The sequence below is a fragment of the Streptomyces vastus genome (assembly GCF_039532825.1).
Classification (GTDB): Bacteria; Actinomycetota; Actinomycetes; order Streptomycetales; family Streptomycetaceae; genus Streptomyces; species Streptomyces vastus.
Window position 1 is genome coordinate 62,230 of the sequence record NZ_BAAASJ010000122.1, and the last position, 19,229, is coordinate 81,458.

A 19,229-nucleotide genomic window follows, 5' to 3' on the forward strand; every position below is an offset into this window, starting at 1 on the left:
GGTCGCGGTTGGGGAGTAGCGGTTGAGCGCCGGCCTTCAGCGTGGGGCCAGGCGGATCGCGCCGTCGAGGCGGATGGTCTCTCCGTTGAGCATCGGGTTGTCGATGATGTGCAGGGCGAGTTGTGCGTACTCGTCCGCCGCGCCGAGGCGCGGCGGGTGCGGCACCGCGGCAGCGAGCGCGTCGAGCTTCTCCTTCGGCCTCCTGCCGAGCATCGGTGTGTCGAACAAGCCGGGCGCGATGGTGACGACCCGGATGCTCTTGCTCGCCAGATCCCGGGCCGCACACACGGTGAGGCCGGCCACTCCGGCTTTCGACGCCGCGTACGGGGTCTGTCCGATCTGCCCCTCGAACGCCGCGACCGACGCTGTCATGACCACCACTCCGCGGTCCCCGTCGAGTGGTTCGTTGCAGGCCATGCGGGCGGCGGCGAGCCGGAGCACGTTGAAGGTGCCGATCAGGTTGACGTCGACCACGGCGCGGAAATGGTCGAGATCACCGGCGGTGCCGTCCTTGTTGACCACGCGGAGCGGACCGCCGCGGCCCGCGCAGTGGACGACCGCGCGCACCGCTCCTGTCCGCTCGGCGGTGTCGAGGACGGCGGTCATGTCCTCGGTGCTGGTCACGTCGGCGGGGACGAAGACGGCCTCGGGGCCGAGGTCGCGGACGGCGCGGTCGCCGTCCGAGGAGGGCAGGTCCGCGATGGTGACGCGGGCGCCGGCCTTGAGCAGCCGCCGTGCCGTCGCCAGGCCGAGCCCCGACGCTCCGCCGGTCACCACTGCGGATATTCCGCTGGTCTGCATGGACGCTCCAGTCGGTCGAGTCGGTGTCGGATCTGCCGCCGCCTGCGCCGCGAAGGCTCGGCGACTGCCGTCGTACGCCGGGTCACGGGCCCGGCCGTTGCGGTCGGGACGCAGCCGATACAGAGAAGGAACTTGTCGAACGATCGTTAAGTTAGGTCGCCGTCTCACCCACTGTCAATGACCGCGACGAAAGTGCGGGCGACCTACCGGGCCGGCGCCTCGCCGTGCCCGAGCATGGCGAACGCCAGCCGCACGTACCGGTCGCACAGCTCCGTCGTCCCGAGGTCGCCGGACGGGTCGTACCACTGGGCGACGGCGTTACACATGGCCATGACCGCCCGGCGGGCGTCGTCCGGGTGCGGGGTCCGGAAGACTCCGCCGGCGATTCCGTCGTCTATGGCCTTCTGGAAGAGTCCCGATACGGCGTGCCGCCTTTCGATGATGGGGTTGCGGTACTCGGGTTCGAGGTAACGGAGTTCCTGGAGGGTCAGCAGACTCTCGACCCGCCGCCGGACCCGGTAGTCGACCGTCACTCTGACCAGGGCGGCCAGCCGCGCGGCGGGGTCGTCACCGGCCTGGGCCAGTTCCTTCTCGCAGTGACGGAAGTAGTCGTCGAGCGAGTCCTCGATCAGGGCGTGGAAGAGCTCCGCCTTGCCGGAGTAGTAGTAATAGAGGGCGGACAGACTCATGTCGGCCCGCTTGGCGATGTCACGGATGGAGGCGCCGAAGTAGCCGCGCTCCGCGAAGACGTCTCGTGCGGCGTCCATGATGGCGTCCCGGCCGTTTCCCCGGGGGCTGGAGGGACCGTTGTCCGCCGCCTTGCCGCTCTTGCCGGTCGCTTTGCCGCTCTTGCCCGCCGCTTTGCCGCTCGTCGTATCCATGGCCCCAGCCTCCCAGAACGAACGAACGATCGACAAAGCCGGCCCTCTGTCATGCGGAGCCGAGGGCCGGCGCACCGCCACCGCGGGCCCGCCGGGCACAGTCCCCAGTGTCATCCGGCCGACGGAACCTTGTACTCCTTCGCCAGGTCCGATGCGAAGAAGTCACCGCGTGCTTTGACTCCGGCGAAGACACCCTTGTCCACACCCAGCACCTGGGCCTCGCGCGAACTGGGCTCAGCGGGATCGGAGAAGTCCTGAGGCGGGAGCAGGCCGGGTAGCGAGAAGTCGGTGACAGAGCTGCGGGCCTTGAGCACGCCCGGGCGGGTGAGATCCTCGCAGCTCTTGCCGAGTATCTCGGCGTACAGCTTCGTCATGGCATAGGCGTGGACGACTCCGCTGCTGGCCTCCGGCGCCTTACCGTACTGGCCCTTCCAGGCAGCGGCCAGCTTGCGAGCGGCGGCGTTGTCCGCGCCGAGGGCCCCCAGCCCGGAGAGCCTGGAGTAGTGCTCGGTGAGCGCGGGCGCCGCAGACGTTCTGAGCAGGCTGGTGGCGAAGGTCGACACCCCGCCCATGATCGGCACGTCCATGCCGGCCGCCTGCGCCACTGCCGCCACCGAAGCCGCCTGCTTGGGCGTCGAGTCGACCACGATCGCCTTGACCTTCGCCGACTTGAGCGCGTTGACCTGGCTGGTGAGGTCGGTTGCGGTGGGTTCGATCTGCTGGCCGACGATCTTCAACCCCAGCTTCCCCGCGGCGAACTTGCTGCCCCGCAGGCTGTTCTCGCCGATTTCTCCCTGGAGGTAGATATGCCCGACGGAATCGCCGCTGCGCAGTTTGCCCTTCCGCACCAGCCAGTCCAGACCGTTGATCGCCTGGATGTCGTACGTGGCGCCCAGGACGATCAGGTGCTCGTCCCCGAGCAGGGTCGACGCGAACGTGGTCAGGCCGGCGAGCTCGTCCTTCGCCTCGATCTTGTCCCGCAGCGCCGTGACGACTGGTGAGCCGAGGATGTTCAGATAGCCGAGGACCTGCGGATCCATCTCGTCGTACGCGGCGACGGCCTTCTGCGCGTCGTAGCCGTGGTCGCGGGTGACCAGTTTCAGCTTCCGGTCGCAGACACCGCCTGCCGCGTTGATCTCCTTCACGGCGACGTCGCTCGCGTCGAGGATCGTCTTGCCGGTGCCTGCGAACGGGCCCGACAGGTCCATCAGGACCCCGAGCTTGATGGTGGAGTCGCTGACCCCGGGCGCGGCGGTCCCGGCCGTTTCGGCCTTGGTGGAGCAGCCGGCAACCGCCAGCGTGAAGGCCAGGGCCGTGGCCGCCGGCCCGAGTGTGCGCGATTTGTGCATCGGTGTGTCTCCTCGTTGAGAAGCGGATGAGGTGGTTGACAGCACACGTCCGGCAAGGTGGGGGGTGGGTCTGGAGTGTCTGAGGCGACGGACGGCTGGGGAGCGGGGGTTCAGGGAGTGGCGGCCGCGGCCGGGCGGCGGCTTCGTAGAGGTCGGACGGCGCCGGCCAGCGCCGCCAGACCGCCCGGCTGGACGATCACGGCCACGATGACGACCGCGCCGTACACGAACTGGGCCGCTGTCGACGCGTCCAGTCCCTGCCCGCCGGCTCCGGTGACGAACGGCAGGGAATCCGCGTAGCGGGAGAACAGCAGGGGCAGCGTCACGACGAAGACCGCACCGGCGATCGCGCCACCCACGGATCCGAGGCCGCCCAGGATGACCATCACCAGATAGCTGACCGACAGGTGGAGGCTGAAGTAGTCGGGGACGGTGCGCTGGAAGGCCAGCGCCGTGAGCACTCCGGCAGCGCCGGCATACATCGAAGACAGTACGAAGACGGCTGCCTTGGTGCGTCGTATGTCGACGCCCATGGCGCTCGCGCCGATCTCGCTGTCCCTCATGAGCCTCAGCGCCCTGCCGGGCCGGCCGCGCAGGACGTTGCGGCCGAGCAGTGCCGCCCCGACGGTGACGACGAGGAACAGATACCACTGGCTCTCGGCGGCACCGAACGGAACGCCCAGGACCGTGACGTCCGCCTGGTCGGAGAAGGAGAACCCGCCGATCGACAGCGGCACGACGGTCCGGCCCTCGAAGCCGCCGGTCACCGGCTTCATGTTCTGCAGCAGATGGTGGCCGAGGAACACCAGGCCCAGGGAGGCGATGCCCAGGTAGATGCCGCGCAGACGGCTGGAGACCGGGCTGAACAGCAGGCCGCAGACGCCCGCCAGCAGGACGGCCAGGACCGCGGCGAGAAGCGGGGGGAGGCCGAGACCGGACAACCCGCCGCCGCTTTCTCCGGCCAGGAAGGCATAGCCGTATGCGCCGACGGCGACGAAGAAGGCGTGTCCCAGGGACAACTGTCCCGCCGCGCCGAGCAGGATGGTGAGGCCGATCGCGCCGACCGCCGCCGCCATCGCGAACAGGCCCATGTTCAGCCAGAACGCGGAGACATACAGGGGCAGTGCCAGGAGGACCACCAGGGCGGCGGTCAGCGCGCACAGGGCCGGCACACGCCCTGCCATGGGGAGCCGGGACGTCTCAGGCACGGCTGACCTCCTTCGCGCCGAACAGGCCCGAGGGCCGCCACAGCAGAATGCAGATCATGATCACGTAGGCCACGACGTCCCCAAGCCCTCGCCCGAGGAAGGAGAGGGCGTCCTGGTACTCGGCGACGGTCACCTCGGCGATGCCGATGACCAGGCCGCCCACGATCGCCCCGCCGAGCGAGTCGAGGCCGCCGATGATCGCGGCGGGGAGCGCCTTGATGGCCACGGTCCCGGTACTCACGGCCACGCCGGGGCTGGGGAACGACGCGAGACCGATGCCGGCCGCGACGGCGAGGAGGCCGGCCGTGATCCAGGCACCTGCCGAGACCCGCTTCAGCCGGACACCGGCGAGCGCTGCGCCCTCGCGGTCCTCGATCGACGCGCGCATCGCCAGACCCCAGCCGGTGTGGCGGAGGACCGCGGCGAGACCGGCGATCAGCAGCGGCACGGTGACGATGGTGATGATCACGGACAAGGGCAGTACCACTGAGCCGAAGTGGACCACGTGTCCGTCCCAGGGAGCGCCGAGTGGCAGCACACTCTCCCCGATGCGCCAGCTCAGTTCCGCGGTGAGCACCACGTTGACCCCGATGGTGAGGATCGCCAGCGCGTCATGCTTGCGGCCGTCGACCCGGGACAGCAGCAGGCGCTCCACCGCCAGTCCCAGCGTCCCGGCCGCGACCAGGCCGAGCGCCACGGCGGCCGCGAAGCCGATGTGCGGGCTGGTCTGCGCCACCACCCACACACCGAAGAGCAGAAACGAGGCGTGCGCGAAGTTCACCGTGCGGGTCGCCTTGAAGACGATGACGAAGCCCAGCGCGATCAGGGCGTACAACAACCCCAACGACACACCGCTCAGCAGGATTTCGGCTCCGCGGGTCATCACGACAACCTCTCCGCCACCTGGTCGTTTCCGGATTCCATGGGCGCTCCCAGATAGGCGCTGATCACTTCCGGATGCTGCCTTACGTGTTCCGGCGTGCCGTCCGTGACGACCTTGCCGAAGTCGAGGACGGTGATGCGGTCGGCGATCGACATGACCACTCCCATGTCGTGCTCGACGAACACCACGGTCAGACCGAGCGCGTCACGTGCCGCGGAGACCAGCCGGGCGAGTTCCGCGCTCTCCGCGGTGTTCATCCCGGCGACCGGTTCGTCGAGGATGAGCAACCGCGGCTCCAGGCACAGCGCCCGCGCGAACTCCAGGCGCTTGAGATCCCCGTAGGCGAGGCTCGCCGCCGGGCGGTGAAGAACGCCGGACAAGCCGGCGAACTCCGCGATGTCGCGCACCCGCGCTTCGTGGACACGCTGTTCACCGCGGCCCAGTCCCAGTGCGGTCGCGGCGATGCCGGACCGGGTCAGCCGATGCCGGCCGACCATGAGGTTGTCGAGTGTGGACTCGACCGGTGACACGACGATGTTCTGGAAGGTGCGGGCGACTCCCCTGCGTGCCACCCGGTCCGGACGCAGGCCCGTCACCTCCTGACCGTCCACCATGATGCGGCCCGAGGCGACACGGTAGATCCCCGACAGGGCATTGAGCAGCGTTGTCTTCCCGGCACCGTTGGGACCGATGACGGCGTGGATCGTTCCGGGCCGCACGGTGAATGACACACCGTCAAGGGCGCGCAGCCCGCTGAACACCACGCTCACGTCCTCGACACGCAGTTCCGCTGCCGTTTGCGTTTGAGTCGTCGTCATCCGGACCACCTGCTCAGCGTCGGCGTGTTTGCGGTTCCGGGCCCGGGCCGCGGTGCGGATCCGCCGGCGCTCTGGCCGGCGTCCGCGTCCGCGCCCAGGTAGAGGCGTCGCACGTCGTCGCTCTGCGCCAGTTCGTCCGTCGGTCCGCTCAGTACGACCCGGCCGAGGTCGAGCACACAGGCCGAGTCGGCGACCGAAAGCGCCATCGCCGCGTTCTGCTCCACCAGCAGGACGGGGACCCCTTCCCGGCTGATCTCGCGGATGGTCTCGCCCACGAGATGCACCAGCCGCGGCGCGAGGCCGAGGGACGGCTCGTCGAGAAGCAGGAGTCTCGGTTGCGCCATCAACGCCCGGGCGATGGCGAGCATTTGCTGCTCGCCGCCGGACAGCGTCCCGCCACGGGCGCGTCGCCGCTCGGCGAGCTGTGGGAAGAGTTCGTACATCCGACGGCGTGTGCGCTCACGCACCGCCGACGACCGCACGGTGAGCGCACCGGCGTTCAGGTTTTCCTCCACCGTCAGACCGGCGAAGATGTGCCGTCCTTCCGGTACCTGTACGAGCCCGTGCGCCACGGTGCGGGCCGTGTCCGCACCGGTGATCCGTTCGCCACGGAACCGGACGGAGCCTTCGGTGACCCCGCCGCCGTAGAGGCCGAGCGTGCCGGAGACGGCGCGCATGAGCGTCGTCTTGCCGGCGCCGTTGCTGCCGAGGAGCGCGACGACGCCGCTGCCGCCGACGTCCAGGGACACCCCCCGCAGTACGGGTGCGCGAGCACCGTACCGGACGACGAGTCCATCGATTTCGAGCACTTCGGCCTCCCTTGCCGCGTGAAGCGACGCCATGCGTCACTCATCGATCGTTCGTTAAGGCCAGCGCGAACGTAGGGTGAGCCAGGTCACTCGGTCAAGGTCCCTGCACATGATCGCTTGAAACAACACGGGGTGAAGAGCTGTGAGGCCGCCCGGTTCCGCCTGGACAGGAAGGCCGGTACGGTGTTAAACGATCGTTCGATAAAATGTCAGTCGGTCAGAAGACGAGGGGCCTTCGCATGCGCATCGGTATGACCCTGGATTACAGCGGCGACTTCATCGAAACGGTCCGTGCCGTAAGGGATTTCGAGACGGCAGGGGTCGAGATCGCCTTCGTACCGGAGGCCTACTCGTTCGACGCCGTCAGCCGACTGGGCTACCTCGCGGCTCGTACCGAACGCCTCGAGATCGCCTCCGGGATCCTCCCGGTCTTCACCCGTACGCCGTCGCTCCTGGCGATGACCGCCGCCGGTCTGGACGAACTCTCCGGCGGCCGGTTCACGCTGGGCCTCGGAGCGTCGGGACCGCAGGTGATCGAGGGCTTCCACGGGGTGCCGTACGACGCGCCACTCAGCCGCACCCGCGAGGTGGTGGAGATCTGCCGTCAGGTGTGGCGGGGCGAACCCGTGGTGCATCCGGGCCCGAAGTACCCCCTTCCGCTTCCCGCCGAGCGGGGCACCGGGCTCGGCAAGCCCCTGAAACTCCTCAACAAGCCGGTCCGCTCCCGCATCCCCATCACCCTGGCGGCGATCGGACCGAAGAACGTCGAGCTGACGGCCGAACTCGCCGAGGGCTGGCTGCCCGTGTTCTTCCATCCCGGAAAGGCCGCCGAGGTGTGGGGAGCGGCACTGACCGCGGGGCTGGCCCGGCGCGATGCACAACTGGGCACGCTCGACATCACCGTGACGGCACCTCTTGCCCTCGGCGACGACGTGGAACACCTGCTGGACCGAGCTCGGCCACAACTGGCCCTCTACATCGGAGGGATGGGCGCGAGGAACAAGAACTTCTACGCCCGGCTCGCCGGCCGGTACGGCTACGAACGGGAGGCGGCGCACATCCAGGACCTTTACTTGTCAGGAAAGAAGCGGGAGGCCGAAGCCGCCGTTCCCGAGGGACTGTTGAGGGCCATATCCCTGGTGGGGACGAAGGAGCAGATCGCCGCACAGCTCGATGCCTTTGCTGCCGCCGGAGTGACGACCCTGTGCGTGAAGCCGCTGGCCGACACGCACCAGGAACGCCTCCACGCCGTCGAGCGACTGCGCGACATGCTGGGCTGACGTCACGCGCGCGGCACGACGCGGGCGAGGCGCCCTCGGCTGGGAAGGTCTGGTGGTTCACCCTCCGGGGTTTCCTCGGCGTCTGGCCGGCGTGCGATGTCTGTGCGCAGCGCCTTCTTGTCGATCTTTCCGACTCTGCATACCGTCAGCATCGTCGGGCCGGGCGGGGAAGTCGTCGTGCGGTGGCACGGTCGGCACCGCTACCGGAGGGTGGTCGCCCCGGCCTGCCGTCTCTATCGGAAGTTGGACGCGGCCGGGGACGGGTCGGTCTGGCGCAGGACGTATCGGCCAGAGGGCACGCCGTAGGCTCATGCCCTCATGGAAACCTTACGGAACTGGCTGCTGCCGCTGGTCGTCGCGGCCTTCCTTCTGGTGTGGCCGGGACCGGAGGTGCTGGACGGAGGCTACGGCGTCTCGCGCGAGGACCTCGAGTTCACCCTGGTCGTGGCGGCCGGGACGACCATCGCGCTGGGTCTGCGACGGCGGGTACCGCTGATGGCGCTGGCAGGGGTGTCCGCCTTCTATGGACTGGCCCTGTTGACGGCGGCCTCGGACGCGGTCCTGATGTTCGTCATCGTGGGCGACTTGGTGGCCGTGTACTCGGTCGCAGCCCGCACCACCCTGCCGGTGACGCTGAGGGCGGTCGGCGTCCTCGTCTGCTACCAGGGCCTGGTCGGCCGCGCCGTCGACGGCGCGAGCCTCTCGGCCGGCGTCGGCCTGGCCGTCGCCGTCGCGTTCCACCTGGGAGTCGTCGGGCTCGGCCGGGGCCGCGCCCACCAGTCGGCCGCACGAGCCCGGGCCGCCGCCAGCCTGGCCCGGGCCCGGGCCGAGGGGCAGGAAGCGAGGGCGAGTGAACGGCGCAGGCTGGCACGGGAGTTGCACGACGTCAGCGCCCACGACCTCACCTCCGTGGTCGTCACTGCGGAGGCCGCCCGGCACCTCGCCGCCAGCCGTCCCGAACTGGCCGCCGAGGCCCTCGACTTCGCCGCCCGCACCGGTCGCGAGACCCAGGCCACCGTGCAGCGCCTGGTCACCTCCCTGGGGGCCGTCGAGGAGGGCGACGACGTCCCGCTGGGCACCCGGCTCGAGGAACTCGCCAGCGGCTTCATCCGCCTCGGACAGCGAGTGGGGATCACGGGCGTCGCGGGCGTCGCGGCAGCCGGCACGCAGGTGACGGAGGCGGTGTTCGGCATCGCCAGGGAGGCCCTCACGAACACGCTGCGCTACGCCCCGGGAGCGGTCGTACGAGTCGGCCTGCAGGACCTGGGCGACGGATGGCTGACGCTCATCGTCGACGACGACGGAGGGTCCCCTACGGACCTGGAGGCCGGCGCACCCGGCGCCGGCGGCCGGGGTCTTGGCTCGGGGCGGGGCATGACCGGTATGCGCGAGCGCGCGGAGGCGGTCGGCGGCACGGTGACCGCCGGGCCGGGAGCGGGCCCGTCCGGCGGCTGGTCGGTACGGGCGGAACTGCCGGCCCACCCGGGGCACGCACGTCCCTCGACCGGGCGGGGCTGGGCGCTGGACTGGCGCCTCGCCTCGCACGCCTTGCTGCCGGCCGCCGGGATCCTCCCGGCCGTGTTCCTGTTCACCGAGGACCGGGACGCGCCCGGTCTTCTCGACCAGACTGCGGATATCGTCCCGTACCCTCTGGCGCAGCCCGGCGTCGTCTGCATCGGCTCGGGAACGTCCGCTGCCATCACCCGTCGCCGAGTCTGCACGTGCTCCAGCACGAGGAACAGCTCCTCCGAGGCCGGGAACCGCTCGTACGCCGAATGCCCGCCCAACTCATGCAGCTCCGGCAGGCGATTGGCGACTCGACCAGCATTTATCTCCCCCGAGGCGGATCGGCGGGCGCTTCGGACGGGGCTTCCCGGCGGACTTCGCGGACTGCCCCACCACGCTCGAAGTCTTCGCCACCAGCCGATTCCCAATCTGGGAACCCGCCTTGACCACCCAAACTGACGAGGTCGTGTGACTGAGCACGCCAAGGCTGACGAGGGTGCGCCGGCATCGTCGGCTCAGGCTCGCGCGCCGCCGTCGACTCGCAGGACCGTGCCGGTCACGTAGGAGGAGCGGTCGCTGAGCAGCCAGGCGGCGGCCTGGGCGATTTCGTCGGGGTCGGCCGCGCGGCGCAGCGGGGTGTGCGCCTTGAGCCGCTCGACGAGTCCGGGCGAATCCGCTTCCCAGGTACGGATCATCTCGGTCGCTGTGTGGCCGGGGGCGATGGCGTTGACACGGATGCCTTCCGGGCCGTAGGTGACCGCGGCTGATTCGGTGAGGCTGTTGACCGCCCGCTTCATGGCGCCGTACGCGGGGAGTTCGGGGTTGCCCCTCAGGCTGCCGACGGATGAGTTGTTGACGATGGCGCCCGTCCCGGCGGTGGCGCGGATGGCGGCGACCTGGGCAACCATGGCAAGCCAGACGCCCTTGAGGTTCACGGCGTAGACGTGGTCGAAGTCGGTCTCCGGCAACTGGTCCATAGGGCCCGGGATCTGGATCGTGGCACCGTTGTTGAAGGCGACGTCGAGTCGGCCGTACAAGTGCACGGTGCGGTCGACGGCGGCGCGAACGCCGGCCGCGTCGGCCAGATCACACACCACGTAGTCCGCCGTGCCGCCCGCCGCCCGGACTTCCTCGGTCACCGCCTTCAACTGGGCCTCTGTCCGGGCCGCGAGCAGCACCCGGGCGCCCTCCCGGGCGAACAGCCGCGCCGCGGCGGCGCCGATCCCGCGTCCGGCACCGGTGATGAAGGCGACCTTGCCGGCCAACAGGCCCAGGGCGGCGGGGGCGGACGTGTCGGTGGTCGGTGTGTTGTCCATGGCAGCAAGCCTGCGACCGTTCGCGGATCCGATCCAGGCACTGGCGGTACCTGGATCAGCTCCGCGCCCCCCGCGCACACTGTGGGTGTGGACAGACGAGAACTGGCGGCCTTCCTGCGCAGCAGGCGCGAGCGGATCACCCCGGCCGACGTTGGCCTGCCCACCGGGCCGCGCCGCCGCACCCCGGGACTGCGCCGCGAGGAGGCGGCGCAGCTGGCGTTCATCTCGACCGAGTACTACACGCGGCTGGAGCAGGCCCGCGGCCCGCGCCCGTCACGCGAGGTGCTGGCCCAGCTGGCCCGGGCCCTGCGCCTGTCGGACGCCGAGCGCGACCATCTCCACCACCTCGCCGGCGCACCGCCGGGCCCGCCACCCGGACCCTCGCGCGAGGTGCGGCAGAGCATTCTCGACCTGCTGCGCCGGCTGCCCCAGGCCGCCGCTATCGTGACGTCCGCGACGTTCGAGGTGATCGCCTGGAACGATCTGGCGGCCGCCCTGATGGAGGACTTCTCAGCCCTGCCGCGGCGTGACCGCAACCTGGTGCGCCGTGTGTTCCTCGGGCCGCACCCGCAGGGGAGGCGGTTGTACGGGGTATCGGACGCGGACGCGTTCGCCCGCAACTCGGCGCAGCGCCTGCGCGCCGCCGCCGCCCGTTACCCCGACGATCCCGAGATGAACGAGCTGGTGGGTGACCTTCTCTCCGGCAGCGAGGAGTTCACCCGGCTGTGGGCCTCCCACGACGTGCGCGCCGAGCCCACCTTGTGCAAGACCTTCCAGCACCCGGTGGTCGGCCCGGTCACCGTCAACTGCGACGTCCTTGACGTCACCGACCGGGACCAGCAGGTCGTCATCTACACCGCGGCACCGGGCTCGCCCTCCGAGGAGGCGCTGCGGCTGCTGTCGGTCATCGGCACACAACGCATGGACGTGGCCAACTAGCCGCACCAGGACCGGGTAGATGATGCCGGTCCGCGCCACCCGCCCCGGGTGCGCAAGAGCGGCAGGAACGAGCAGCCGCGGTCCGGTAACGACGAGTCGGCCGGACGCCACGCGGCTGCTCCTGAGTTCAGGCCGTATGGGTCGACTTCGAGCGGGCCCGCTTCGCGCCGGCTGTGCAGGAGTTCGTCCTGATGAGCTGCGGAGTGTGGGCCGACCGGCCCGGCCTGCGGACTGCGTGCCTGGGAGGGTACGGACGCGGCCTCTCCTGCGAGGAGTTGCACGCGTTGAAGGGGATGGCCGCCCTCGACGCGGTGAGTTGCCTGGTCTGGGGCCCGGCGCATACCGATCCCGAGGTCGCAGCGCGCGGACGGCGCACCCTGGACCGGCTCATGGCAGGGCTGTTCGCATGACACGCCACCTCACCCCCGGGAAGAAGGAAGCGACCTGGACGGCGGCGGACGCGCGGACAAGACGGCGTCCTCCCCGCGGCGCGGGCTGCGGCTCCGCTGCCGGCCGCGCCTCCCGAGCTCGACTACAACGGCCGCAAGCACCGGCGCGCTGGGCTGCCAACGACAAGCAGCCGAGTACGGGAAAGTGAGCGGAGTGAGGACTCACTCATTGACGGAGTGAGTCCTCACTCCGTAGTCTCGTGGTCATGACAGCACCTAAGGAGAACCAGACCACCCGCCGCCGCGCCCCCGGCATGTCGCCGGAACAGCGGCGCGCGATGATCATCCAGACCGCGATCCCGCTGATCACCGAGTACGGCGCCGCGGTAACGACCGCGAAGATCGCCCGCGCCGCGGGCATCGGCGAGGGCACGATCTTCCGGGTCTTCGCCGACAAGGACGAGCTGCTGCAGGCCTGCATTGCCGAGGCGCTCTCCCCCGACCACGCGGTCCGCGAGCTCGACGCGATCGACCTGTCCCAGCCGCTGCCCGACCGGCTCGCGGAGGCGGCCGAGGCGCTGCAGGCGCACATGGACCGGCTTGGCGCGATCCTCGGCTCGCTGGGGCATCGCGGCGGCAAGCACCCCGGCACGGTGCGCGGCGCGGGCCGCGACGAGTCGATGACCCGTACCCGCGCGGCCCTCGCGGAGCTGCTGGAGCCCGACAAAGCCACTCTGCGCCGGCCGCCGGAGCAGATCGCGGCCCTCTTCTTCGGGCTGCTCTTCACCCAGCCGCGTACCGAGGACGAGCCCGACCTGACCCCGCAGGAGCTGGTGGAGGTCTTCCTGCACGGGGCGCTCTCGGGGGGCGCCAAGTGAGCGCGCGGAGAAGACGCCTGGGGGTTACGGCCCTGGCCGTCCTGGCCCCCGTCCTGGTGTGGCTGGTCGCGGACCCACTGCTGGGGCACCGGCTGCGGATCGCCGACGGCAAACAGACGCTCGACATCGGCGCCGTGCCCGTGGCGGTCGTCGCCCTGCTCGCCTCGCTCTCCGGCTGGGCACTGCTGGCCGCCCTGGAGCGGTTCGGGGCGCGGCGCGCCCGCGCCATCTGGACCGGGGTGGCCGGCACCGTACTGGCCGTTTCCTTCCTGCCCTTCATCGGCGACGGCATGGACGGCGGCACCCGGGTCTCCCTGGCTCTGATGCACCTGGCGGTGGCGGCGGTGCTGGTCCCGGGGCTGGGCGGCAGATCCCCCGGGGCGGGAGCCGGTGCTGCTGCGGGAGCCGGTGCTGCTAGGGAGTGACCGCCAGCACCAAGTACGCCGCGAACAGCACCAGATGGAGGCAGCCTGCCAGCTGACTTCGTAGGACTGATGCGGCGCATAGCCGGAACGGTTCGCGCGTGCCGGACCCCGCCTCGGACGGGGAAGTTCGTCCGAGGGCTGCTGGCGGACCTGCCACGGAAAAACTGCTGGACGATCGCGGAGTGGGCCGGCGAGGCCACACCGGATGGGATGCAGCATCTGCTGGAGCGGGCGAAGTGGGACGCGGACGCAGTTCGTGACGATCTGCGTGTGTACGCCGTCGACCGCCTGGGCGCCGAGCAGGCGGCGCTAATCGTCGACGAGACGGGCGATGTGAAGAAGGGGCAGGCGACGGTCGGGGTGCAGCGTCAGTACACCGGCACGGCGGGCACGATCGAAAATGCGCAGGCAGCGGTCTACCTGGTGTATGCCACCGAGCGTGGACACGCCGCTGTGGACCGGGAGTTGTACCTGCCTGCCCCGCATCTGGGCCGAGGCCCCTCAGCGATTGCCGGGCGGCCGGGCTGGAACCCGACACCACGCGCTTTGCGACCAAGACGCAGCTGGCCGCAGCGATGATCGAGCGGTTCTGCGACGCCGGGCACACGGTCGGCTGGGTGACCGGGGAACGAGGTCTACGGAGGCAACCCCGCGCTGGCCCAGATGCTGGCCCAGATGCTGGCCCAGCGCCAGATCGAGTCTGTCATGGCCGTCTCGTGCCGCACCGAAGTCCGCACGGCCGGTGGGAAGTTCCGTGTCGATTCACTGGTACGCAAGGTGCCGCGCACCGCCTGGCCGAACGGGCAGGCGCTGTGCGCCGGCCTCAGCCGAAGCGAAGCCGGCGTCGGTGAGCGCGCGGACCTCGTCGAAAGGCACCATCACGCGCCGCCCAACCGTTCAGCCCGAGCTGCGGTTACATCTTGCTACAGGGATCGGCGCCGCCTTTGCCGTTGTGCTGACGGTGCCCGCCGGTTGGGTCTGTCCGGCGGGTATCGGCGACAACCTTCCGGTGATTCCCGCTCTGCGGCGGCGGTGGCGACGCTCGTGCGCGACGGGCGCCTTCTCCGTCAAGCAGTGACCAGGTCCTTCTGCTCCGGCGAGGTGTCGGCCGGAGCAGTCTCGGAGGCCGTGTAGTAGACGGACGAGCCCTGCTTGGTGCGTTGGACATGGCCCTTGGCGACGAGTCCTTCGACCGTGGTGCGTACGACCTTGGGCTTGATGTCACGGTCGGGATGGGCCTGGGCCAACGCGGTGCTGATTTCCGCGGAGGAGCGGGGTTCGGACTGCTGGCCGAGATGGTTTCGGATGAGCTCGACGAGAGTCGGCTGCTTCGCCCCGGTTGTGGGCGCCTTCGTATCGGGACTCTTGGCCGATGTCTTCCTGGGCTTCGGGGCAGCGGCTTTCTTCTGCCTGGCCTGTGTGGGCTCGGCCGAAGCCTGCCGCGGTACCGAAGGCGCCTCCGTAACAGTCTCGTGTGAACCTGGACTGGCGTCCGCGGGGCTCTCGCCGCTCAGCGCCTGCTGCAGGTTCACCAGCAGAGCATGGTCACGCTGCAGGGCGAGCAACTGCTCCTGGAGTACGGATACTTCGGCGCCGATACGTTCCTGATCCTTGGCGTTGCGCTCAAGGTCCGCAGCCACCTGAGCGGCGTACTGCGTTTTGAGTTCCGTGGTCGCTGACTCGACTTCGGACATGGCAGTTACCCTCTCCTCGTGCATGGTGTGGTGCTGATGGCGGATCGTACTCGCATCATCCAGGCCATGATCCGCCATGCGTCCAGGCTGCTCCGGCAGATCCGAACACAACTGCTATGGCTGCATACGTATAGGAATTGCGCGTCATCGGCCGCGCGAGATCACTGAGCGGCCCGGCACGCCCCAATCGGCCTTCTCCCAGCTCACCGTTCCCCTCAGAAGAGCCACGCCCAAACAGAGTGAAGCGCCGGCTGCGCACCGCTTCAACGGCCAACCCAGCGCCTGCTACCACCCTGCTACCATGCGGGGTGTGACTTCCACGAAGAAGCAGACACAGGTCCGGTTCGACGAGGACGTGCTCGCCGCCGGCAAGGCCGCCGCGGCCGCCCGCCGGCTGGACTTCAACAAGTACCTGGAGCGGCTCATCATCGAGGACACCACCGGCGCCCGCGCCGCCGGCATGACGGCCGCCCAGCGCCTCATCGATGAGCACGGCACCTTCCTCGACGACCTGGAGCAGCGGCTCGACGCACCGTACGCCGAGCCGCAGCCGGGCGCCGCCGCGTGATCCTGCACATCGACGAGTCCTGGATCCTCGAGGCAGCACAACGGGCCGGGAACCGCGACCCGGGTGCCGACGACTACGGCGTGCCCATCGCCGCCGTCGCCCGCCACCGCGGCGAACTCCTCGACACCCCCGTCTACGACGGCCACTACGCGCGGGCCGCAGCCCTGGTGCACACCCTGGGCCGCTGCCGCTGGCTGGAGCGCTCCAACCTCACCGTCGCCTGCGCCGTCGCCGTCATGTACCTGGAAGCCAGCAACATCCCCGTCAACCCCACTCGTGAGCAGCTCACCGCGCTCGCCCACGAGTTGAACAACCCACGTTGCACCGCCGCCCGGATCGCAGCCTTCCTGCGCACCTGGAAACCCTGACCTCTGGCGCGCCCCAGGGGCACAGTGTGCCCCTCACTCGCCCGCGCGGCTGAGCAGACGGCGCTCAGCAGGCCTATGCCACCGTCTCGGACGAGCCTTGGGCAATCCCGCAGTTAACCCCAGCGCGTTCTCGCGGTCTCCCGTTTTCCTGACGCGCGCTCAGCGCGATCGACGCCGCGGGGTATGCGGACACGGCCCGTCACGCGGTCACCAACTGGCTGGTCGTTACTGTCCGGCGCGTGGTGAGTAGCCCAGATGGAATTCAAGTGCCAGACGCGGAGTGAATGCGCGCGGGGAGCAGGCACGCGTCGATCGAATGCCACGAGCACCACCGGGACCATCACCGCTGGTGCGGGGAGCAGCGCGGTCTGGTGGCCTAGCGCGACACGCGGTAGCGGAGGTAGACGATTCTCGAGCTGAAGGTGCGGGTCTCGACGAGTTCGAGATCCACCCGGCGCTCGCGCTGGGGAAAGAACGGAATGCCACCGCCGACCAGCACCGGGTAGACCCTGGCCCGGTATTCGTCGATCAGACCCGACGCGGCCGCCTCGGCGGCGAGAGTCGCGCCGCCGATCGCGATGTTGCCGTCCCCCGGTTCGGCTCGCAACCGCTCGATCTCCTCCGCCAGGTCGCCGGAGGCCAGGCGGGCATTGCCCTGTACCGCCGACAGCGTGGTGGAGAACACCACCTTGGGGAGCTGCTTCCAGATCGCGGCGAACTCGAGCGTTGGGAAGTCGAGCGATGGATTCTGGTCGGCGGTCTCCCAGTACAGCATCGTCTCGTACAGCCGTCGTCCCAACAGGTGGACGCCGACCTCTCGCACCTCGTCGGTGGCGAAGCGAAAGACCTCCTCGTCGGGCGTCGTCCAGTCGAAGCCGCCGTCCGGCCCGACGATGTAGCCGTCGAGTGAGACGCTCATCGAATAGGTCACGCTGCGCATCAGAGGTCCTCCTCGGTAACGGGTTCGACAGTACGACCGCCGGAGACCGCAGGACTCATCGCGGCTCGCAGGATTCCCTGGGCTGAGGCGGTTCCTTCTGTGCCCGGCCGTCTCGGCCTGCCCCGGCGGCGTGCTGGTGAGTACGGCAGATGGTGGAGTCGACGTGCACCGTCCACCCGATGCGACCGCGCGCGTCGGCTCGCGCCTGGAACTTGGTGAGCAGCCCTGCCCACACTCCCAGGCGCTGCCAGCGGCGGAACAATCCGTAGACCGTCTGACAGAGCCCGTAGCAGGGCGGGAGGTCCGTCACGGAGCCCCGGTCCGCACTCGCCACCGGAAATCCGTCGATCAGCATCTGCTTCGACCTGAACGGGCTGTCCGTCGTCGCTGCGGCCGGCAGAAGCGGCTTCAGCGCGGCCCATTGATCATCTGACAGATCTCCGCGCCTCACGCGAAGATCATCACGAAGGGCGGCGATCTTTCACAACACGGCCCGGCGAGGCCGCCGCCGGAGGCTTGTCAGGGGTGTCCGCCGCAGCCGCAGCCCGTCATGGTCGCCCCCGCCTGGGGCGGCGGGGTCTGCGCGGCGGCCTGTTCCATCGCCGCGAGCAGCCGGCGGCGTTCCTCCGGTGGGATCCACCTGCCGGCGACGACCACGCCGTGGATGCGGCGGGTGTTGCGGATGTCCCGCAGCGGGTCGGCGTCGAGGACGAGCAGATCGGCGGCCTGTCCGCGGGCAAGTGGATCGTCTGTCAGACCTGCCAGGGATGCTCCGAGCATGGAGATGACAGTGCAGCTGACGATCGACTGCTCCGATCCGCAGAAAATGGTGGCTTTCTGGTCCGAGGCCCTGGGCTACGTGCCTGAGCTCCGCCTGGCGGGCACGCCACGTGGCGTGATTACTGGGCGGCGATGGGGGTGCCCGAGGCAGAGTTGCCAGCCGGTGCCGGGGATATTCCGGAGTCCATCATCGATCCCGCGGGACGTGGACCGAGGGTGTGGTTCCAGCAGGTTCCGGAGCCGAAGGTCGCCAAGAACCGGTGGCACTTCGACCTGAAGGTCGGCGGTGGCCGTGACGTCCCACTGGACGTCCGCACACAGCGGGTCAAGGCTACGGTGGAACGGCTGGTCAAAGCTGGTGCCACCATCCTGCGGATCAAGGATGAGCCGGACATGGGGCTCTACGCCGCCGCCATGCAGGACCCCGAGGGCAACGAATTCGACGTCGTCTGAGGGCCGTTGCGACGGTGCTGGTCACAGCCACTCGCTCACGGCTGCGACCAGCACAGTCGCCTCGTAACGGACGGAGAGCTTGTCGTACCTCGTGGCCACTGCTCTGCGCCTTTTTGGCCGTCGAGCCCGAGACCGGCTTATACACCGCCGTCGCCCTCAGACCCGGCGCCGGGCCCGAGCACCACGAGGCCGCGGTCGGCCTGGAACTGCTCGCCGACGAGGACATCCCGCGCCTACTCCACCGGTGACGCCCACCAGGCCCTTCACGAGGCCGGGCACCGGCTGTTCCTCAAGCCCGCCCCGCTGCGGCCAGCCGTCCCCGGCGGCTTCACCCTCGACGACTTTGCCATCGACACCACAGCCGCCCTCGTGACCTGCCCGGCCGGGCACACCGTGGCCCTGTCCGACCCCGGCGGGCAGCACCACCAACGCAAAGCCTCCTTCGGGGACTTATGCACCGGATGCCCCCTGCGTGAGCGGTGCGCCAAAGCCAGGGCCGGACGCATCCTGACCATCCGCCCGCACCACGACCTCCAAGCGGCCGCCCGCCACCAGGCCGCCACCGATCCCGGCTGGCAGGCCGACTACCGCCGCTGGCGACCTCCGGTCGAACGCGCTGTCGCCTGGCTCGTCCACCACGGCAACCGGCGCCTGCGCTACCGCGGCACCATCAAGAACGACACCTGGCTCCACACCCGAGCCGCCGCCCTCAACCTCCGCCGGCTGGTCAACCTCGGGCTCACTCATACCAGTGGCACCTGGCACATCACACCGGCCCGTGCATGACCGGAGGGCTGTCCGGCCTGACGGCCGGACAGCCCTCACCAAGATCTTCATCGGCCTTCTAGTAGGACTCCGTTAGGTCTGTCTTGATCTTGGTGTGGTCCTGGTGGGCAGGGGTTGGTGGCAGGTGGCGCAGATGCCGGTCCAGCAGTTCAGCAGGT

Annotated in this window: 22 protein-coding genes and 2 pseudogenes; 12 read left to right on the plus strand and 12 right to left on the minus strand. The window is 69.7% G+C overall.

What is annotated here, in order from left to right; genetic code table 11:
- Positions 1–36 precede the first annotated feature (36 nt).
- The 7 genes from ABD357_RS41070 to ABD357_RS41100 all read right to left on the minus strand — a co-directional run bounded on the left by ABD357_RS41070 (position 37) and on the right by ABD357_RS41100 (position 6,782).
- The gene (locus ABD357_RS41070; protein WP_344396594.1) at positions 37–801 is read right to left on the minus strand and encodes an SDR family NAD(P)-dependent oxidoreductase; all 765 of its coding nucleotides are present in this window, start codon (positions 799–801) and stop codon (positions 37–39) included.
- 203 nt (positions 802–1,004) lie between these two features.
- Positions 1,005–1,682 carry a TetR/AcrR family transcriptional regulator gene (locus ABD357_RS41075; protein ID WP_344396596.1) on the minus strand — a complete coding sequence of 226 codons (678 nt, stop codon included), beginning with the start codon at positions 1,680–1,682 and terminating at the stop codon, positions 1,005–1,007.
- Between the two features lie 110 nt (positions 1,683–1,792).
- Positions 1,793–3,031, minus strand: coding sequence for an ABC transporter substrate-binding protein (locus tag ABD357_RS41080; protein WP_344396598.1), 1,239 nt, complete (start codon positions 3,029–3,031; stop codon positions 1,793–1,795).
- Positions 3,032–3,141: 110 nt separating this feature from the next.
- Entirely contained in the window at positions 3,142–4,239 is a 1,098-nt protein-coding gene (locus tag ABD357_RS41085) for a branched-chain amino acid ABC transporter permease (protein ID WP_425585212.1), read from the minus strand.
- Positions 4,232–5,122: a branched-chain amino acid ABC transporter permease gene (locus ABD357_RS41090; RefSeq protein WP_344396600.1), complete on the minus strand. Its 891-nt coding sequence runs from the start codon at positions 5,120–5,122 to the stop codon at positions 4,232–4,234. Before ABD357_RS41090 ends, ABD357_RS41085 begins: the two co-directional genes overlap by 8 nt.
- Positions 5,122–5,940 (minus strand): ABC transporter ATP-binding protein, encoded by an 819-nt coding sequence (locus tag ABD357_RS41095; protein WP_344396602.1) that lies wholly within the window; start codon positions 5,938–5,940, stop codon positions 5,122–5,124. The genes ABD357_RS41090 and ABD357_RS41095 overlap by 1 nt, the downstream gene beginning before the upstream one ends.
- Positions 5,937–6,782 (minus strand): ABC transporter ATP-binding protein, encoded by an 846-nt coding sequence (locus ABD357_RS41100; RefSeq protein WP_425585213.1) that lies wholly within the window; start codon positions 6,780–6,782, stop codon positions 5,937–5,939. The genes ABD357_RS41095 and ABD357_RS41100 overlap by 4 nt, the downstream gene beginning before the upstream one ends.
- A 206-nt stretch (positions 6,783–6,988) precedes the next feature.
- Between ABD357_RS41100 and ABD357_RS41105 the strand changes: the two genes are divergently transcribed.
- Positions 6,989–8,029: an LLM class F420-dependent oxidoreductase gene (locus ABD357_RS41105; RefSeq protein ID WP_344396606.1), complete on the plus strand. Its 1,041-nt coding sequence runs from the start codon at positions 6,989–6,991 to the stop codon at positions 8,027–8,029.
- A gap of 318 nt (positions 8,030–8,347) precedes the next feature.
- On the plus strand, positions 8,348–9,994 hold the full coding sequence (locus ABD357_RS41110) for a sensor histidine kinase (protein ID WP_344396608.1): 1,647 nt from the start codon (positions 8,348–8,350) through the stop codon (positions 9,992–9,994).
- Between the two features lie 56 nt (positions 9,995–10,050).
- Here the strand turns inward: ABD357_RS41110 and ABD357_RS41115 are convergent, their stop codons facing one another.
- A complete protein-coding gene (locus ABD357_RS41115; protein WP_344396610.1) occupies positions 10,051–10,851 on the minus strand; it encodes an SDR family NAD(P)-dependent oxidoreductase in 801 nt (266 codons plus the stop codon).
- An 87-nt stretch (positions 10,852–10,938) separates the two neighbouring features.
- Between ABD357_RS41115 and ABD357_RS41120 the strand changes: the two genes are divergently transcribed.
- The 5 genes and pseudogenes from ABD357_RS41120 to ABD357_RS41140 all read left to right on the plus strand — a co-directional run.
- On the plus strand, positions 10,939–11,790 hold the full coding sequence (locus tag ABD357_RS41120; RefSeq protein WP_344396612.1) for a helix-turn-helix transcriptional regulator: 852 nt from the start codon (positions 10,939–10,941) through the stop codon (positions 11,788–11,790).
- A 191-nt stretch (positions 11,791–11,981) separates the two neighbouring features.
- Positions 11,982–12,200 carry a hypothetical protein gene (locus ABD357_RS41125; RefSeq protein WP_344396614.1) on the plus strand — a complete coding sequence of 73 codons (219 nt, stop codon included), beginning with the start codon at positions 11,982–11,984 and terminating at the stop codon, positions 12,198–12,200.
- A 245-nt stretch (positions 12,201–12,445) separates the two neighbouring features.
- Positions 12,446–13,057 (plus strand): TetR/AcrR family transcriptional regulator, encoded by a 612-nt coding sequence (locus tag ABD357_RS41130; RefSeq protein WP_344396617.1) that lies wholly within the window; start codon positions 12,446–12,448, stop codon positions 13,055–13,057.
- Positions 13,054–13,482, plus strand: coding sequence for a DUF6069 family protein (locus tag ABD357_RS41135; protein WP_344396619.1), 429 nt, complete (start codon positions 13,054–13,056; stop codon positions 13,480–13,482). Before ABD357_RS41130 ends, ABD357_RS41135 begins: the two co-directional genes overlap by 4 nt.
- A gap of 69 nt (positions 13,483–13,551) precedes the next feature.
- Positions 13,552–14,304 (plus strand): annotated as a pseudogene (locus ABD357_RS41140) (IS701 family transposase); the annotation flags it as partial.
- Between the two features lie 245 nt (positions 14,305–14,549).
- On the opposite strand, the gene ABD357_RS41145 reads toward ABD357_RS41140, so the two are convergent.
- On the minus strand, positions 14,550–15,176 hold the full coding sequence (locus ABD357_RS41145; RefSeq protein WP_344396622.1) for a BlaI/MecI/CopY family transcriptional regulator: 627 nt from the start codon (positions 15,174–15,176) through the stop codon (positions 14,550–14,552).
- Positions 15,177–15,486: 310 nt separating this feature from the next.
- Between ABD357_RS41145 and ABD357_RS41150 the strand changes: the two genes are divergently transcribed.
- Together ABD357_RS41150 and ABD357_RS41155 are read left to right on the plus strand one after the other, a co-directional pair.
- The gene (locus tag ABD357_RS41150; RefSeq protein ID WP_344396624.1) at positions 15,487–15,744 is read left to right on the plus strand and encodes a hypothetical protein; all 258 of its coding nucleotides are present in this window, start codon (positions 15,487–15,489) and stop codon (positions 15,742–15,744) included.
- Positions 15,741–16,112 (plus strand): fic family toxin-antitoxin system, toxin component, encoded by a 372-nt coding sequence (locus ABD357_RS41155; protein WP_344396626.1) that lies wholly within the window; start codon positions 15,741–15,743, stop codon positions 16,110–16,112. Before ABD357_RS41150 ends, ABD357_RS41155 begins: the two co-directional genes overlap by 4 nt.
- A gap of 376 nt (positions 16,113–16,488) precedes the next feature.
- On the opposite strand, the gene ABD357_RS41160 is transcribed toward ABD357_RS41155, so the two are convergent.
- The 3 genes from ABD357_RS41160 to ABD357_RS41170 form a co-directional block, all read right to left on the minus strand.
- The gene (locus ABD357_RS41160; protein WP_344396628.1) at positions 16,489–17,052 is read right to left on the minus strand and encodes a dihydrofolate reductase family protein; all 564 of its coding nucleotides are present in this window, start codon (positions 17,050–17,052) and stop codon (positions 16,489–16,491) included.
- Positions 17,053–17,107: 55 nt separating this feature from the next.
- Positions 17,108–17,503, minus strand: coding sequence for a transposase (locus tag ABD357_RS41165; RefSeq protein WP_344396630.1), 396 nt, complete (start codon positions 17,501–17,503; stop codon positions 17,108–17,110).
- A gap of 68 nt (positions 17,504–17,571) precedes the next feature.
- On the minus strand, positions 17,572–17,832 hold the full coding sequence (locus ABD357_RS41170; RefSeq protein WP_344396632.1) for a hypothetical protein: 261 nt from the start codon (positions 17,830–17,832) through the stop codon (positions 17,572–17,574).
- Between ABD357_RS41170 and ABD357_RS41175 the strand changes: the two are divergent.
- The 3 genes and pseudogenes from ABD357_RS41175 (at position 17,831) to ABD357_RS41185 (ending at position 19,071) form a co-directional block, all read left to right on the plus strand.
- Positions 17,831–18,285: pseudogene (locus tag ABD357_RS41175) on the plus strand (VOC family protein). The gene ABD357_RS41170 and the pseudogene ABD357_RS41175 sit on opposite strands and share 2 nt — an antisense overlap.
- 113 nt (positions 18,286–18,398) lie before the next feature.
- Complete coding sequence (locus ABD357_RS41180; RefSeq protein ID WP_344396634.1) at positions 18,399–18,533, plus strand: hypothetical protein; 135 nt, start codon at positions 18,399–18,401, stop codon at positions 18,531–18,533.
- A gap of 121 nt (positions 18,534–18,654) precedes the next feature.
- Complete coding sequence (locus ABD357_RS41185; protein WP_344396636.1) at positions 18,655–19,071, plus strand: transposase; 417 nt, start codon at positions 18,655–18,657, stop codon at positions 19,069–19,071.
- Positions 19,072–19,229: the final 158 nt, after the last annotated feature.